The sequence below is a fragment of the Falsihalocynthiibacter arcticus genome, from assembly GCF_000812665.2.
In the GTDB taxonomy this organism is placed as follows: domain Bacteria; phylum Pseudomonadota; class Alphaproteobacteria; order Rhodobacterales; family Rhodobacteraceae; genus Falsihalocynthiibacter; species Falsihalocynthiibacter arcticus.
This window is the reverse complement of record NZ_CP014327.1, coordinates 1,025,001-1,041,423: the sequence shown is the minus strand read 5'-3', so window position 1 is coordinate 1,041,423 and position 16,423 is coordinate 1,025,001. Positions and strand designations below refer to the sequence as shown.

At 53.0% G+C, this 16,423-nt stretch carries 14 protein-coding genes, 1 tRNA gene and 1 pseudogene; 10 read left to right on the top strand and 6 right to left on the bottom strand.

Features of this window, described 5'->3' with window-relative positions; genetic code table 11:
* The first annotated feature begins 42 nt into the window (after window positions 1–42).
* From RC74_RS05170 to RC74_RS05160, 3 genes are all read left to right on the top strand, one after another.
* On the top strand, window positions 43–1,329 hold the full coding sequence (locus RC74_RS05170) for an ABC transporter substrate-binding protein (RefSeq protein ID WP_039001173.1): 1,287 nt from the start codon (window positions 43–45) through the stop codon (window positions 1,327–1,329).
* 73 nt (window positions 1,330–1,402) lie between these two features.
* Window positions 1,403–2,233: an ABC transporter ATP-binding protein gene (locus tag RC74_RS05165; protein WP_039001189.1), complete on the top strand. Its 831-nt coding sequence runs from the start codon at window positions 1,403–1,405 to the stop codon at window positions 2,231–2,233.
* A 14-nt stretch (window positions 2,234–2,247) separates the two neighbouring features.
* Window positions 2,248–3,465 (top strand): phenylacetate--CoA ligase family protein, encoded by a 1,218-nt coding sequence (locus tag RC74_RS05160; protein WP_039001190.1) that lies wholly within the window; start codon window positions 2,248–2,250, stop codon window positions 3,463–3,465.
* Window positions 3,466–3,534: 69 nt separating this feature from the next.
* Here RC74_RS05160 and RC74_RS05155 read toward each other — a convergent pair whose 3' ends face one another.
* The 3 genes from RC74_RS05155 to RC74_RS05145 all read right to left on the bottom strand — a co-directional run bounded on the left by RC74_RS05155 (window position 3,535) and on the right by RC74_RS05145 (window position 5,062).
* Window positions 3,535–4,596: a fatty acid desaturase gene (locus RC74_RS05155; RefSeq protein ID WP_039001174.1), complete on the bottom strand. Its 1,062-nt coding sequence runs from the start codon at window positions 4,594–4,596 to the stop codon at window positions 3,535–3,537.
* 171 nt (window positions 4,597–4,767) lie between these two features.
* Entirely contained in the window at window positions 4,768–4,893 is a 126-nt protein-coding gene (gene ykgO, locus RC74_RS05150) for a type B 50S ribosomal protein L36 (protein ID WP_008282420.1), read from the bottom strand.
* A gap of 94 nt (window positions 4,894–4,987) precedes the next feature.
* Window positions 4,988–5,062, bottom strand: a tRNA-Val gene (locus RC74_RS05145).
* Between the two features lie 149 nt (window positions 5,063–5,211).
* Here RC74_RS05145 and RC74_RS05140 point away from each other — a divergent pair.
* On the top strand, window positions 5,212–6,072 hold the full coding sequence (locus RC74_RS05140) for an N-formylglutamate amidohydrolase (protein WP_039001175.1): 861 nt from the start codon (window positions 5,212–5,214) through the stop codon (window positions 6,070–6,072).
* Here the strand turns inward: RC74_RS05140 and RC74_RS05135 are convergent, their stop codons facing one another.
* A complete protein-coding gene (locus tag RC74_RS05135) occupies window positions 6,073–7,338 on the bottom strand; it encodes a DNA polymerase IV (protein WP_039001176.1) in 1,266 nt (421 codons plus the stop codon).
* Window positions 7,339–7,449: 111 nt separating this feature from the next.
* Here RC74_RS05135 and RC74_RS05130 point away from each other — a divergent pair, with 111 nt between their 5' ends.
* Complete coding sequence (locus RC74_RS05130; RefSeq protein ID WP_039001177.1) at window positions 7,450–8,343, top strand: SPFH domain-containing protein; 894 nt, start codon at window positions 7,450–7,452, stop codon at window positions 8,341–8,343.
* Window positions 8,343–8,612, top strand: coding sequence for an NfeD family protein (locus tag RC74_RS05125; RefSeq protein WP_039001178.1), 270 nt, complete (start codon window positions 8,343–8,345; stop codon window positions 8,610–8,612). The genes RC74_RS05130 and RC74_RS05125 overlap by 1 nt, the downstream gene beginning before the upstream one ends.
* Here the strand turns inward: RC74_RS05125 and pyrF are convergent.
* The gene (gene pyrF, locus RC74_RS05120) at window positions 8,609–9,316 is read right to left on the bottom strand and encodes an orotidine-5'-phosphate decarboxylase (protein ID WP_039001179.1); all 708 of its coding nucleotides are present in this window, start codon (window positions 9,314–9,316) and stop codon (window positions 8,609–8,611) included. The two genes, RC74_RS05125 and pyrF, sit on opposite strands and share 4 nt — an antisense overlap.
* Before the next feature lie 192 nt (window positions 9,317–9,508).
* Here pyrF and clpB point away from each other — a divergent pair.
* A pseudogene (gene clpB / locus RC74_RS05115) lies at window positions 9,509–12,123 on the top strand (ATP-dependent chaperone ClpB).
* A gap of 149 nt (window positions 12,124–12,272) precedes the next feature.
* The gene (locus RC74_RS05110) at window positions 12,273–13,772 is read left to right on the top strand and encodes an FMN-binding glutamate synthase family protein (protein ID WP_039001191.1); all 1,500 of its coding nucleotides are present in this window, start codon (window positions 12,273–12,275) and stop codon (window positions 13,770–13,772) included.
* Between the two features lie 6 nt (window positions 13,773–13,778).
* On the opposite strand, the gene RC74_RS05105 is transcribed toward RC74_RS05110, so the two are convergent.
* On the bottom strand, window positions 13,779–14,354 hold the full coding sequence (locus RC74_RS05105) for a PDC sensor domain-containing protein (protein ID WP_039001181.1): 576 nt from the start codon (window positions 14,352–14,354) through the stop codon (window positions 13,779–13,781).
* A 258-nt stretch (window positions 14,355–14,612) separates the two neighbouring features.
* On the opposite strand from RC74_RS05105, the gene msrP reads away from it, so the two are divergent.
* Both msrP and msrQ read left to right on the top strand, forming a co-directional pair.
* Window positions 14,613–15,536, top strand: a complete 924-nt coding sequence (msrP, locus tag RC74_RS05100) for a protein-methionine-sulfoxide reductase catalytic subunit MsrP (protein WP_039001182.1) — start codon at window positions 14,613–14,615, stop codon at window positions 15,534–15,536.
* A gap of 81 nt (window positions 15,537–15,617) precedes the next feature.
* Window positions 15,618–16,232 carry a protein-methionine-sulfoxide reductase heme-binding subunit MsrQ gene (msrQ, locus tag RC74_RS05095; RefSeq protein WP_236940029.1) on the top strand — a complete coding sequence of 205 codons (615 nt, stop codon included), beginning with the start codon at window positions 15,618–15,620 and terminating at the stop codon, window positions 16,230–16,232.
* Window positions 16,233–16,423 lie beyond the last annotated feature (191 nt).

The window sequence follows — 16,423 nt, the reverse complement described above, 5'->3', positions numbered from 1 at the left end:
CGGCACAACTCGAACATTGTACCCTAGGGAGGACCTAAAACGATGAAAATGAAACTTGCTACTATGGTAACAGCCGCCGCATTGTCCGCTGCTGTCCCCGCGATGGCGGACCTTATGTTCCCATCGCTCTCTTACCGCACCGGCCCCTATGCCGCTGGTGGTATTCCTTTTGCGGATGGTTATGCCGACTACTTCACGTTGCTTAACGAACGCGATGGCGGAATCGGCGGCGTGAAAGCGAACGTGGTCGAATGCGAAACTGGCTATAACACCGAAAAAGGCGTTGAATGCTACGAGAGCACCAAGGGCGAGGGCGCGCTGATCTATCAACCCTTGTCCACAGGCATCACCTATCAGTTGATCCCCAAAGTGACAGCGGATGGAATCGCGCTTCACACAATGGGTTATGGCCGGACATCTGCAAAAAACGGCAAGATTTTCAGCAACGTCTTTAACTATCCCGCGAATTATTGGGATGGCGCTTCGATCGCGGTAAACCACTTGCTCGACATGAACGATGGTAGCCTCGAGGGCAAAAAAGTCGCGCTTGTGTACCACAACTCTGCCTACGGCAAAGAGCCGATCCGCACCCTTGAAGAACTTGCCAAGAAGTACGGATTTGAGCTGACCCTTTTAGCCGTTGACCACCCTGGTCAGGAGCAAAAATCGCAATGGCTGCAAATCCGGCGCGAAAAACCCGACTATGTTTTGATGTGGGGTTGGGGCGTTATGAACCAAGTTGCGATCCAAGAAGCGGCAAATATTCGCTTCCCAATGGAGAACTTCGTTGGCGTTTGGTGGTCTGGTGGCGAGCATGATGTGCTACCGGCTGGCGATGGGGCGAATGGCTATAAAGCGGTGACCTTCCACAATGTTGGCAACGATTTCCCAGTTTTCGATGACGTTCAGAAATACGTTGTGGATACCGGCAAAGCGGCTGGTAACGGCGATCAAATCGGCACGGCGGTCTACAACCGTGGTTTCTATGCGGCGATGCTCGCGACAGAAGCGGCTTTGAACGCACAGAAGATAGCGGGTAAAGCCGACATCAATGCGGCGGATATGCTTAAGGGCATGGAATCTCTTGAGATCACCGAAGCGCGTATGGCGGAACTCGGGATGCCGAATTTCGGTCCATCGTTTGCTGTCACCTGTGAAAACCATGGCGGCCCAGGTCTTGGCGCGATCCAACAGTGGGATGCGTCGACAAAAACTTGGTCGCTCATTAGTGATTTCGCACCTTCTGATGGCGAAATCATCGACGCACTGGTCCTTGAAGATTCGATGGCCTATGCGGCGGAAAACAACATCGAAGAGCGTTGTAACTAAGCACAAATCCCTCTGGCCACGGCGTGTGTCGTGGCCAGAGGGTACTTATTTAATTGAGAAAATGGTGAATACAATGCTGGACGCCACTCCTACACCCCAAGCCGAACCTCTTTTGGAGGTGAACAATATTGAGGTGATTTATAATCACGTTATCCTCGTGCTCAAAGGGGTGAGCCTGACTGTTCCCAAAGGGGGAATTACCGCCCTGTTGGGTGGAAACGGAGCTGGAAAAACCACAACCTTGAAGGCCATCTCCAATCTGCTGCACAGCGAACGCGGCGAGGTTACAAAGGGGTCTATCCATTATCGTGGCGAGAGGGTTCAAGACCTTACGCCGTCGGATTTGGTGAAAAAGGGCGTGATCCAAGTCATGGAAGGCCGGCATTGTTTTGAGCATTTGACGATCGAAGAAAACCTGATGACGGGCGCCTACACGCGCCGCGATGGCAAAGCCGCCGTCGCCGCCGATCTCGAGATGGTCTACAATTATTTCCCACGCCTCAAAGAGCGACGCAAAAGCCAGGCTGGATATGCCTCTGGCGGCGAGCAACAAATGTGCGCCATTGGCCGCGCCCTCATGAGCCGCCCCGAGACCATTTTGTTGGACGAGCCGTCGATGGGCCTCGCGCCACAACTCGTCGAACAGATTTTTGGGATCGTGAAGTCGGTCAACGAAAACGAAGGCGTGAGCTTTCTTCTGGCGGAGCAAAACACCAATGTGGCGCTGCGTTTTGCCCATTATGGATACATCCTTGAAAGCGGTCGCGTTGTTATGGATGGCCCTGCTTCCGAGTTGCGGGAAAATCCGGACGTGAAGGAATTTTATCTGGGGATGTCCGATGACGGGCGCAAATCCTTCCGTGACGTGCGGAGTTATCGTCGGCGCAAACGGTGGTTGAGCTAATGCGGGGCGACGGCATGCGGTATTTCGATGAACTAGAAACGCGCAGTGCAGATCAACGCGCCGGAGGGATCGCGCGCGCTTTGCCAGCTCAGCTTGCTTCAGCCCAAAAGGCACCTGCGATTGCGGCATTGTTGGCGGGTATTGATGTGTCTACGATTACATCGGTTGACGACTTGGCAAACCTTCCTGTGACGCGCAAGTCCGAACTGGTTTCTGGGCAATCCAAGAGCGCGCCTTTCGGGGGATTTACCACAGTGGGAGCCTCAGAATTCGAGCATATTTTCCAGAGCCCAGGGCCGATCTATGAGCCGGGCCGTCTTGGTGGTGATTGGTGGCGTATGGGGCGCTTTTTGCATGCCGCTGGAGTGGGGCGTGGAGACATTATCCAGAACTGCTTTAGCTATCATTTGACACCTGCTGGGATGATTTTTGAGAGCGGTGCGCGCGCCGTTGGCGCTACGGTGTTGCCCGCCGGAATTGGCCAGACCGAACTTCAGGTGAGGGCCGCGCATGATATCGGCGTCACCGCGTATGCCGGAACGCCGGATTACCTCAAAGTGATCTTGGACCGCGCTGAGACGGAGGGTCTAGCGTTAAAAATTAAGCGTGCTGTCGTCGGTGGCGGAGCTCTTTTCCCGAGCCTTCGACACGAATATGCGGACCGTGGGATCACGTGTTTGCAATGCTATGCAACGGCGGACCTCGGAAATATCGCCTATGAAAGCGAGGCGATGGATGGGATGATTGTCGACGAAGGCGTGATTGTTGAAATCGTCATCCCGGGGACGGGAATACCCGTTGCGGCGGGGGAGGTTGGCGAGGTTTTGGTGACGACACTCAATCCCGATTACCCGTTGATCAGATTCGCCACAGGCGATTTGAGCGCGGTTTTACTGGGAGAAAGCCCATGTGGCCGAACGAATATGCGGATTAAGGGCTGGATGGGGCGTGCGGACCAAACGACCAAGATCAAGGGTATGTTTGTGCGACCTGAGCAAGTCGCGGACTTCGTGGCCAAGCATCCGGAAGTTCAGAAAGCCCGCGTGATTGCCACGCGCAAAGATGAGCAGGACATTTTAACGGTTAAAGTTGAGGCAACTTCTAGTGATGCCGCCTTGCTTGCTGCCAGCGTTATTGAAACGCTCAAACTGCGCGGGAACATTGAAATAGTTCCCGTTGGAAGCTTACCTAACGACGGGAAAGTGATTGACGATCAGCGTAGCTACGACTGATTTCTCAGAGACAAAAAAAAGGGGCCCTGCGACTTGCGGGCCCCCTTTTTGTCGACAATTTAGCAGATCCTAAGAGTTCCCGTAGAGTACGCGGACTTGCTTGTAGCTCATAAGTTTGCGTTCTTTCTCATCCCAAAGGCGGAGTTTCACGCAAGCGATACTTTCTAGAATCGTGAGGCGCTGGTTGACGCTGAGGTCGGGATGGTCACGCATAACTTCCGTCAGGCGGTAGAAGGGAATGCGAGAATAGAGGTGGTGCACATGATGCAAGCCGATATTTGCGGTCAGCCATTGAAGGACCGCCCCCAATTCATAGTGGGAACTGCCGTGCAGCGCGGCGTCGTGCATTTCCCAATCTTCGGCCACATCCCAATGCGTGTCTTCAAACTGATGCTGGACGTAAAAGAGCCAAACGCCCCCCATCGCGGCAAGCAAAGTTGTTGGTAAAAAGATCATTAGGATTGGAGCCCAGCCGCCAAAATAGACAATAACGCCAAGGATCAATGCGATTGCGACGTTGGTTCCCATCGCGCTTGTCCAATATTTGCGGGACTTCATGAATCCGATTGGCAAGCGATATTGAAGGTAGAAAACATACGCAGGACCGATGACAAACAGAACCAACGGGCTGCGGTAGAGGCGATAGGCGAATTTTCCCCATGCCGAGCGTGCCTTATATTCTTCAACAGTCAGCGTCATGACGTCGCCCATGCCGCGTTGGTCTAGGTTTCCCGAGGCGGAGTGGTGAATAGCGTGCGTGCGCTTCCAGACGTCATAAGGTGTCAAAGTCAAAACGCCGAGCGCACGCCCAACCCAATCGGAAACTTCTCTGTTGGCGAAGAACGCGGCGTGGCCGCAATCATGTTGAATTGCAAACAGGCGCACAAGGAACAAGCCATTCACGAGCGCAATTGCAGCAGCCAGCCATAGGCTGACGGACAAAGCCAACCAAGCCAATGCCCAAAGGGCAAAGAAGGGTACCAATGTTACCGCAAGTTCAAATAGGCTGCGCCAAAGAATAGGCTCGCGGTACTTTGCGAGAACGCGAAGCCAATCGCGGGCTGTATCAACCTTTTTAGGTTCAGCCGACACGTCCGACTGCGGGACGGGCTGGGAAGCGAGTTGGTTCATGCTGCTCTCTTTTTATAACGTGCTCGTTGGGGGCAATGTAAGGGTGTGAAGCATATATTGCCATCTATTTGTATTTGTTTTCTTAACAAAAGGGCTATTTCACGCCGACAATCGCGGCCCAAAAAAAAGCCGCCCAAAAAAGGCGGCTTTTTTTCTAATTTATAGAGGGGGTTAGCCCTGGCGCGCTTTAAAGCGGGGTTGCGTTTTGTTGATCACATAAACGCGGCCCTTGCGACGTACTACGCGGCAATCGCGATGACGGTTCTTGAGCGAGCGGAGCGAATTCCGGACTTTCATGGCCTTCTCCTTTTATCGCGGCGCGTGGCGCCTCGGGTTACAATCGGCCCCTTGCGGGGGAATTTGGTACATCACTCTGACGAATCAGAAGTAATGGTGGGCACGACTGGGTTCGAACCAGTGACCCCTTCGATGTCAACGAAGTGCTCTACCACTGAGCTACGCGCCCAAATTTTTGCGGTGCCTTTTGCGCCCTAAACAAATAGGACGCGGAAAAACCGCGTCAACTGGCGCTGTCTATAAAAGGAGTCGTGGCGGTGTTCAAGGCCTTTGGTGCGGAATTATTTCGGTCTATAGTGATTGTAACGGAGAGCTTAAATGATCAAAACCACTTTTTCGCTTAAAATGCCTGAAAATAAGGAAACTTCGGTGGTTTTTGCCGTGCCACATAGTGGCCGCGAGTATGATCGAAAGTTCAAAAGAAAGTCGATTCTCGACGAAAAATCGATTCGAACCTCGGAAGATGCGTTCGTGGACATGCTTTTTGATACAGCACCGAAGTATGGAGCTGTATTTCTGGCGGCAAAATTTCCGCGAGCATTCGTTGATTTGAATCGAAATGTTGACGAACTTGATCCGGCGCTGATCGAAGGCTTGAAAGAGAACACGACTAATCCGCGCGTGGCATCGGGGCTGGGCGTCATCCCGCGCGTCGTTTCGGGCGGGCGCGCAATTTATCGCGGCAAGATTACCCATGATGAGGCGTTAAGGCGGATTGCCGATTATTGGCACCCATATCACGACATATTGCATCGCATCATGGCGCGCAATCTGTCGGAATTTGGTCAAGCTGTATTGGTGGATTGCCATTCGATGCCGCATGAAGCGTTGGATGCCATTGCGCGTTCGGGTGCGCGGCGTCCCGATGTTGTGATTGGGGACCGCTTCGGGGCTTCGGCCAGCGAAGCGATAGTCTGTCAAATTGAAGAAATATTTCGGGCGCAAGGCCTACGCGTTTTGCGCAATATGCCGTTTGCGGGCGCCTATATCACAAAAGAATATGGGCGCATCAGTTCGAACCAACACGCGGTTCAAATCGAGATTGACCGCTCACTTTATATGAACGAGCAGATGATCCGCCCGAATGGGAATTTCAACGCGTTTCGCAAGATGATGCAGGATGTGACGGGGCAAATTGCCGATATCGGGCGCGATAAAGCGCGCATGGCGGCGGAATAGTTAGCGCAAAGAGCGCCCCTTCATGATCGCATCTTTGCCAAAGCGTGCCCGTATTTCATCGGCCGCCCGCTCGGCGCGGCCGCGTTTGATGGCTTCGGGATCAAGCAGGTCACCCGTTAAATCGGCACCGCCTTCTGGAATAAGATCGCTGATCCCTACACCAATGAGGCGGTATGGTTTGTGATCGGGAACAGCGTCGAACAAGTCTCTGGCAGTGCGATAAATTTTGTCGGCCATTTGCGTGGCATCGCGCAGGGATACGCGGCGGGACAGGGCGGTGAAATCGGCGCGTTTCAGCTTTAGGGTCACGACCTTGCCCGCCATATTTTTGGCTTTGGCGCGATCACTTACTTGCTCGGCCAATCGCCACATATGACCGTCCAGTAGTTCGACGTCGGAAATATCGTCGAAAAACGTCGTCTCTTTGGAAATGGATTTGACCGAAGCGTTCGCCGTTATGCGGCGGTAATCTTGGCCGCGGGCCAGATGCCACAAGCGATCGCCCATGCTGCCGAAACGCGCGGTCAAATCCGCGCGCTCCCATCGCAAGAGATCATCAAATGTGCGTAATCCTGCCTTCTCTAGCGAAATTTGAAATGCGGGACCGACCCCCCAAATCATGCGGATGGGTTTTCCCGCCAAAAACGCGGGTGTCTCGGCCTTGCCAATCACGGAATATCCGCGCGGTTTGTCCATATCGCTGGCGACCTTGGCGAGAAACTTGTTGTGAGACAGGCCAATAGATCCCGACAGCCCCAATTCCTCGTCCATCCGTTTCACCAAACGCGCGAGCATGACGGCAGGAGGGCGGCCATGGAGGCGTTGGGTGCCTGAGAGATCAAGAAAGGCTTCATCCAGCGAAAGCGGTTCTATTTTCGGGGTCAACTCGTCCATCATCGCGCGGATCGCACGGCTGGCCTCAACATAGGAGTCCATGCGCGGCTTCACGACTTCGGCTTCGGGGCAAAGCTTGAGGGCCTGAAACATCGGCATCGCGGACCGCACACCCTTGAGCCGCGCAATATAACAGGCGGTGGAGACAACGCCCCGTTTCCCGCCGCCAATAATTACTGGTTTGTCCCGCAACTCCGGATTGTCGCGCTTTTCAACGCTGGCATAAAACGCGTCACAGTCCATATGGGCGGTCGAAAGGTCGAAAAGCTCGGGATGGACTAGAACACGTGGGCTGCCACACTCCCTACACCGCAACCTAAGGGATGTCGGTGTCTCAAAATAGGATAAACAGTTTCGACAAAGGGCTGGCATGAGGTTAAAATAAGCCCATGGATAGAATTACACAATGGACGCATTTTGGTGTTTTGCGCTTTGATCCGTAAGCAGTTCAGCCCATAACGAGTACAACAAAAGGAATTTATTATGAATATAGAACAGATTGTGCTCGATTTATTGAGCGGTAACATCGTCGTGCTTTTGCTTGCGGGCCTTGTAATCATACTGATTTTCAAAGGAATTAAGATTGTTCCCCAGTCGGAAAAATATGTGGTTGAGCGACTCGGGCGTTTGAAAGCCGTTTTAGGGCCTGGAATCAACTTTATCGTGCCGTTTCTGGATACTGTGCGCCACAAGATTTCGATCCTTGAGCGCCAACTTCCAAGCGCATCTCAAGATGCCATTACGGCGGACAACGTTTTGGTGCAGGTCGAGACCAGTGTTTTCTACCGCATCATTGAACCCGAAAAAACCGTTTACCGGATTCGCGATGTGGATGCAGCGATTGCCACAACAGTTGCGGGGATTGTGCGGTCGGGAATCGGGACGATGGAACTGGATGAGGTTCAATCCAATCGTCAGCAATTGATTTCCCAAATCAAAACGCAAGTTGAAGACGCGGTGGATGATTGGGGTATTCAGGTAACTCGGGCAGAAATTCTGGACGTGAACTTGGACGAGCAAACCCGCCAAGCCATGTTGCAACAGCTGAATGCGGAGCGTGCCCGTCGCGCCCAAGTCACCGAAGCCGAGGGCACCAAACGCGCCGTTGAACTTAATGCCGATGCGGAGCTGTACTCCGCTGAGCAGCAAGCCAAAGCGCGCCGGATTTCGGCCGATGCAGAAGCCTATGCCACGGAAGTTGTTGCGATGGCGATCAAGACCCACGGCATTGAGTCCGCGCAATACCAAGTGGCGCTCAAGCAAGTTGAGGCCCTCGCAATCATTGGCAAAGGCGAAGGGCAGCAAACGATTATCCTGCCCTCAAGTGCAATTGAAGCCTTTGGCAATGCGTTTAATTTGCTGAAAGGGAAAGTGTAATGAACTGGACCGACTGGTGGGTTTGGATGGCAGCAGGGGTCGCCCTCGCGATCCTTGAGGTCATCCTGCCGGGGGCGATTTTCCTTGGGTTCGCTGTCGGGGCATTTATGGTCGGGCTGTTATTTTTGCTCGGCATCCCGCTTGGCGGAGTGTACACGACCTTCCTCGTTTTCGCCGTTATCTCGGCCCTCGCGTGGTTTGTGCTGCGCAGGTACCTTGGCGTGCGTAAGGGACAGATCAAGACCTTCGACAAAGACATCAACGACTAGGCATTGCGCTTCACGTCCTTGATGGACGCAAGAATGGACTGAGCAGCGGCCGCAGGGTCGCTTGCTTGCCAAATCGGGCGGCCGACAACGATGTAATCGGCCCCGTCAGATAGGGCATCGCGCGGTGTTGCAACGCGCTTTTGATCACCCAAATCCGCACCCGCTGGCCGAACGCCGGGAGTGACAATGAGGCGGCCCTTGGCTTGGGGCAACGCTCGGATCAAGGCAGCCTCTTGGGGGCTCGCGATCACGCCGTCAGCGCCAGCTTCAAGCGCTTTTGCTGCCCGTTCCACCACCAAATCTTGAATATCGCCTGCTTTTATGAGGCCTGCATCAAGGTCGGCGCGATCAAGAGACGTCAGGATCGTTACAGCGAGAATTTTCAAATCACTTCCCGCCTTGCCTTCGCCCGCCGCCCGAACAACATGCGGGTCGCCGTGCACCGTTAGGAAATCGAAATCATACTGGGCAATTCCGCGTACAGCCGCCTCGACCGTCGCGCCAATGTCAAAGAACTTCATGTCGAGGAAAATGCGTTTGCCATGCTCTTGTTTTAGCTCATTCGCCAAGGCCAATCCACCGCCCGTCAGCATACCAAGACCTATTTTATAGAAGTCCACGGTGGGGTTGAGTTTCGCGCAAAGTTCAAGGCCTGTCACCACGTTAGGGACATCGAGGGCAACGATAAGGCGATCATCAGACATGGGAATGCTCCGGTTGGCAAAGGGTTGGGCCTCTCTTACGCGGCCCGTGCGGGTCCATCAAGCGGGCAGGCGAAAAATCCACCGTTAGGTCTTGATTAGAGTCCTTCTGAGTACCATTTTAAGATCAGGCGAATAGGGAACTGTGCTGCAATGGCGGGCGGTTCGAATATGAGTGCTAATCAGGAGACTAAAATGAATATTGAAAAGTTCACCGAACGGTCGCGCGGATTTATTCAGGCGGCACAAACAATTGCAGTACGCGAAAATCATCAACGTCTTGCACCGGAGCATTTGCTCAAGGCGCTGTTGGATGACGATCAGGGTCTTGCTGCAAATTTGATTGCCGCCGCTGGCGGGGACCTAAAACTTGTAGACGAGTCGCTTCAGGTTGCTTTGGGAAAATTCTCCAAGGTCACGGGCGATGCCGCGCAAGTCTATATTGACCCACAGACCGCCAAAGTTTTGGCCGAGGCGGAAAAACTTGCCAAGCAGGCTGGTGACAGCTTTGTTCCGGTTGAGCGCATTTTGACGGCCCTCGCGATCACCAAATCCAAAGCCAAAGAGGCGTTGGATGCTGGGGGGTGACTGCGCAAAAACTCAACGAAGCGATCAATGATGTTCGCAAGGGGCGCACCGCAGATAGTGCGAGTGCCGAAGACAGTTATGAGGCGCTCAAAAAATACGCGACGGACCTAACTCAGGCCGCCAAGGAAGGTAAAATTGACCCGATCATTGGGCGCGACGAAGAAATCCGCCGTACAATGCAGGTTTTGAGTCGCCGCACCAAAAATAACCCTGTGTTGATTGGCGAGCCAGGCGTCGGGAAAACGGCGATTGCCGAAGGACTCGCCTTGCGGATTGTAAGTGGTGACGTGCCCGAAAGTCTGCGCAACAAAAAGCTCATGTCACTTGATATGGGCTCGCTGATTGCGGGTGCGAAGTATCGCGGCGAATTCGAAGAACGCTTAAAGGCTGTCCTGAACGAAGTCACGGCGGCAGCGGGTGAAATTATCCTGTTTATCGACGAAATGCACACCCTTGTTGGGGCCGGTAAATCGGACGGAGCGATGGACGCAAGCAACCTTTTGAAACCAGCGCTTGCGCGGGGAGAGTTGCATTGTATCGGCGCGACAACCTTGGCGGAGTATCGCAAACACGTTGAAAAAGACGCCGCCCTCGCGCGCCGTTTTCAACCCGTTTTGGTGGAAGAGCCTACCGTCGAGGATACAATCTCGATCTTGCGCGGGATCAAGGAAAAATATGAGCTTCATCACGGCGTTCGCATTACGGACAGCGCGCTTGTTGCGGCGAGCACCTTGAGCCACCGTTATATTACGGATCGGTTCTTGCCCGACAAAGCTATCGATTTGATGGACGAAGCCGCGAGCCGTTTGCGCATGGAAGTGGACAGCAAACCTGAGGAACTCGACACCCTTGATCGCGACATTTTGCAAAAGCAGATTGAAGTGGAAGCCTTACGGTCCGAAGACGATCAAGCGAGTCAGGATAGGTTGGAAAAATTGCTCGTAGAGCTATCTGGTTTGCTTGAAAAATCCTCCGAGATGACAGCAAACTGGCAAGCAGAGCGCAGCAAATTGGCAAATGCTCGGGATATTAAGGAGCATTTGGATCGCGCGCGCGCCGAACTGGAAATCGCTAAACGTGAAGGCAATCTCGCCAAAGCGGGGGAGCTGTCTTATGGCGTGATTCCGGACCTAGAAAAACGCTTGGAACTCGCCGAGGCGAGCGAGAGCGAGTCGATGGTGGCTGAAGCCGTTCGTCCAGAACAAATCGCGAGTGTGGTTGAGCGTTGGACAGGGATTCCGACCTCAAAAATGCTTGAAGGCGAGCGCGATAAATTGTTGCGTATGGAAGAGGACCTTGGGCGGCGTGTTATTGGCCAGCGTAAGGCCGTTAAAGCGGTTTCGAATTCTGTGCGCCGTGCAAGGGCAGGGTTGAATGATGAAAACCGTCCTCTTGGGTCGTTTCTATTCCTTGGGCCCACTGGTGTGGGGAAAACCGAGCTTACCAAAGCCGTCGCGGAGTTTCTGTTTGATGACGACAATGCGATGACACGTGTCGATATGTCGGAATTCATGGAGAAACACTCGGTCGCGCGTTTGATCGGGGCGCCTCCGGGATATGTTGGCTATGAAGAAGGCGGCGTTTTGACCGAGGCTGTGCGGCGCAAACCGTATCAAGTCATCCTTTTTGATGAGGTCGAAAAAGCGCACCCTGATGTCTTTAACGTCTTGTTACAGGTTCTGGATGACGGGATTTTAACGGATGGTCAGGGGCGACGCGTCGACTTCAAGCAGACGTTGATAATTTTGACGTCGAATCTTGGGGCGCAAGCGCTGAGCCAACTGCCAGATGGTGCGGACGCAAGTGATGCCAAGCGCGATGTGATGGATGCGGTGCGGGCGCACTTTAGGCCTGAATTCCTCAACCGATTGGATGATATCGTAATATTCGACCGTCTTGCACGCGAGGATATGAGTGGAATTGTGGAGATCCAGCTTGGTCTTTTGAACAAACGTCTAGCCACACGATCCATTACGCTCGAACTTGATCTGGCTGCGAAAAAGTGGCTAGCGGATGAAGGGTATGATCCGGTCTTTGGGGCGCGTCCTCTTAAACGCGTGTTTCAACGTGCCTTGCAAGATGAGCTTGCGGAAATGATCTTGGCTGGAGACGTTCTGGATGGGGATACCGTCAAGGTTTCGGCGGGGAGTGATGGCCTGATTGTGGGCGATCATTTGTCTCCATCCGAAAAACGGCCACCAGAGAGTGCGGTTGTCCATTAACTGCACACGATAGCGACAGGTCAAACCCAGCCCAATTGGCTGGGTTTTTCTTCGGTAAAATTAAGAGTGCAGAAGTATTAGACTTGTATCGGAACTTTTCCCCCCCATCATTCGCCAAATATATTTGGAGAGATTTAATGATGAGATTCATGGGCTGGGCGGGACAGGCGCTCGAAATTTTGGCACTATTGTTCGTCTTCATCATTGGCTTTTTTGTACTTATGGCGCTGGTCATGTTTGTGATCGACAAGGTGCAAAAAGAGGACGCGGTTCGCAGGAATTATCCGGTCATCGGGCGCTTTCGGCATTTATTCACAACTCTAGGCGAATTTTTTAGACAGTATTTTTTCGCGATGGATCGCGAGGAGCTTCCATTTAATCGGGCGCAACGAGAATGGATCGATCGCGCAGCCAAAGGCGCGAGCAACACGGTCGCTTTTGGGAGTACACGCAATTTGTCGGTTGTCGGCACACCGATATTTGTCAATGCCGCGTTTCCCCCCCTTGATGATCAAATTACCAAAACGGAACCGATGGAAATTGGCCCCTTTGCGCGCACACCCTATATTGCTCCATCGATTTTCAATATCTCGGGCATGAGTTTTGGTGCTTTGTCCAAGCCCGCGGTTCGCGCGCTCAGCCGTGGTGCGGCCAAGGCTGGAATTTGGTTGAATACGGGGGAGGGTGGTGCGGCCCCCTATCACTATGAGGGCGGCGGCGACATTGTTTTTCAAATTGGTACTGCGCATTATGGCGTGCGAAGCGAGGATGGAAGCCTGAGTGACGAAAAGCTACGCGAAGTTGCATCGCACCCACAAATCAAGATGTTCGAGTTGAAATTGGCGCAGGGTGCAAAGCCCGGGAAAGGCGGCATTCTACCGGCTACGAAAGTGACTGCGGAAATTGCGCGCATTCGAGGAATTCCGGAAGGGGAGGCCAGTATTTCGCCGAACCGACATGCCGCGGTCGCAAATTGGGGCGAATTGCTCGATTATATTGGCCATATTCGAGAGGTTTCGGGCAAGCCTGTAGGATTTAAAACCGTCGTTGGGAGTCCTGACGCAATTGAAGAGTTGTTTAAGTTGATTGTCGAGCGAGGCCCTGAGTGCGCACCGGACTTTATTACTATTGATGGAGGGGAGGGTGGGTCCGGCGCAGCACCCATGCCGTTGATTGATCTTGTCGGGATGAGCGTTCGCGAAGCGCTGCCAAAGGTTTCCGCTTTGCGCGATTCCTATGGGTTGAAAGAACGCATTCGCATCATTGCGAGCGCCAAACTGGTTAATCCTGGGGATGTGGCATGGGCGCTGGCCGCAGGAGCGGACTTTGTTACATCGGCGCGGGGCTTTATGTTCAGCCTTGGTTGCATTCAGGCCTTAAAATGCAACAGAAATACCTGCCCAACGGGAATTACAACGCATGATCCGCATTTGCAGCAGGGTTTGGTGCCGGAAGAAAAATACAAAAAGGTGGCCCGTTATGCCGAAGGTATCATCCATGAGGTTGAGACCATCGCGCATTCCGTTGGTGTTCTTGAACCGCGACAAATCCAACGTAGCCATGTGCGTTTGGTGATGGCGGATGGCTCAAGTCGGCGGATGAGCCAAATTCACCCGAATAAGAGCGAAGCTGAACGCTCCGCTCTTTAGATGGCTTTATTCTAGCAAGCCAATATTGATGCCAAAGGTCACGCCGCCAAGCAACTCACCTGTCGCAGGGTCGGAAATAGCAGATGAAACCTGAACCAGATAGGCCCCAGTGCTTTCGTCTAGCTCAACCTCACTAGTGTGAACTGCGCCGCTGCCCTTGCCATATGTCTCTTGGTATTTCGCTTCATCGCCCTGCCAGTAATCGGACGTGAGCCCGCTTTGACCTACGTTCAGGCCAACCATATCAAAGACGAAAACTTCGGATACCACCCCATTAGACGACAACTGTTTTTCAATCAGGTATTTTGAGATTTCCCGCGCCATAACTTCAGATTGGATCGGGGTTTCAGTTGCACCGACTTCGGCACGCCAAAGATTGTCTAGGTTAATAATATCTGCTTCGACGAGAGTCGCGTGTGCCGCATTTTGCGCGCGCAGAGCGTCAATCACTGTGGGGTTTTCGACCCATGCTGCAAGCGTGTTTTCTAGAACACTTTCGACATTGCTTTCAGCGTCGAGCGCGTGCGCGCCTTGTGCGAGCAAACTGAAAGCAAGGGCGGAAGATAGGAAGAGACGTTTCATACGGTGTTCCTTAAAATAGGGATTCAGAACCGTAATTTGTTCATGAAACCCTTAATCAACACCTAAGCCGGTTTCCACATCCGTATAAAATTGTAGCAATCAAGGCAGACAATTCGCAAAGGTGGGGCGATTATTTCAGCGCAATGACGAAAACACCGAATATTCTCACGCCCACCAAACAAATTCGTGAGTTCTGTCTATTTATCTTTTTGTTGAGGCCTTTTCGATTAACTTTAGGAGAAATTGCTGGAGGTTCAAATGGCACAACGTTTTAAAACTAATCTCAAATGGTCCGACGTGACCCCGCGCGCAGATTTCCTTAATCGGCGCCAAGTCATGGCAGGAATGGGCGCGGCAGGGTTGATCGCGGCAAGTCCGGTGAGCGCGAAAATCGCCACTGTTGCGAGCGAGTACTCATCAAGTGAGAAGCCAAACAGCCTCAAGGACATCTCTAACTACAACAATTTCTACGAGTTCGGCACCGGTAAAGGGGACCCTGCGAAATATGCGGGGCGTCTAACTGTGGACCCGTGGAGTGTAAAAATTGACGGTATGGTCGACAAACCTGGGACCTATGACCTCGCTGATTTGACCAAGGGTATGACGATGGAGGAGCGGATTTACCGTTTCCGTTGCGTCGAGGCATGGGCGATGGTGATCCCGTGGGTTGGGTTTGAGTTGTCCTCGCTTCTACAGCGCGTCGGAGTTCAGTCGGGTGCAAAGTATATTGCGTTTGAAACCCTTGAACGCCCCGACGAAATGATCGGCCAGCAAAGCCGGACCATTCCTTGGCCTTACCGTGAAGGTTTGCGCATGGACGAGGCGATGAATCCGCTTACGATTTTGGCGACGGGCCTTTATGGCGACGATCTGCCCAAGCAAAACGGGGCGCCATTGCGTTTGGTTGTGCCGTGGAAATATGGTTTCAAGTCGATCAAATCGATTGTGCGCATCACAGCCACCAACAAACAGCCCGAGACAAGCTGGAACATGATAAACGCGCGTGAGTATGGTTTCTATTCGAATGTGAATCCGACTGTGGACCACCCGCGTTGGAGCCAAGCGAGTGAACGCAAGATTGGCGGCCTTATCGCCAAGCGCCAAGAGACCCTCATGTTCAACGGCTATGAAGAAGAAGTGGCCGGACTGTATAAGGGTATGGACCTCAAGAAAAACTACTAAGCTAAATTGAGCATCGGCAAGCGGGTTCACCCAAAATTGCCGATGCGAACCACTCCCTATATACAGAGAGACGCTGCGCGCATGTTCGACCCAATTCAAACGATCAATCAAACCGCGCGCAAAATTCCCGCGTGGAGCCTGTATTTTCTGGGACTCGTACCCGTTTCATTTTTGGTTTTTCAATTGTTCGCGGGAAACCTTGGGGTTGATCCGGTTAAACGGCTTGAGCATGAACTCGGGGAAATCGCGCTGCAACTCCTCATAGCGGGACTGGCGATTACGCCGCTGCGGACCAAGCTTGGCATCAACCTGATCAAATTTCGCCGCGCCATCGGGCTTTTGGCCTTTGCCTATGTCGCCATGCATCTCGCGGTTTGGCTCTTCCTTGATATGCAACTCCTCCTCACGCAAATCCTAAAGGACATCGTAAAGCGCTGGTACATTACCATTGGGATGCTTGGATTTGCCTTGATGATTCCCTTGGCGATCACATCCAATAATCTCTCCTTGCGGAAACTGGGTGGGGCGAGGTGGCGCAACCTGCACAAGCTTACCTATGGTGCGGCCTTGGCGGGTGGGCTTCATTACGTGATCCTTGTGAAGGGGTGGCAAGTTGAACCGATGATCTATCTGGGTATCATCATAGTACTTTTGGGTCTCCGACTGCCGCAATTGCGCAGATTGAAGCTCGCGTAAGGTTGTAGGTCTGGTAGTTCCCGAAGTTTCGACCTTCCCTGGTTGTGTTGGGATTCAACCGAGCTGGGCACGCCCCCATTTTCATTTCCAAAGAGTGAGTCGGGTGACTCGACATAGACTCACGTGACAATTCCACGAAGCCACTCCTTGAGTCTGTGGATAACTGTTGATTTGGAGTGTTTTGGTTGGAT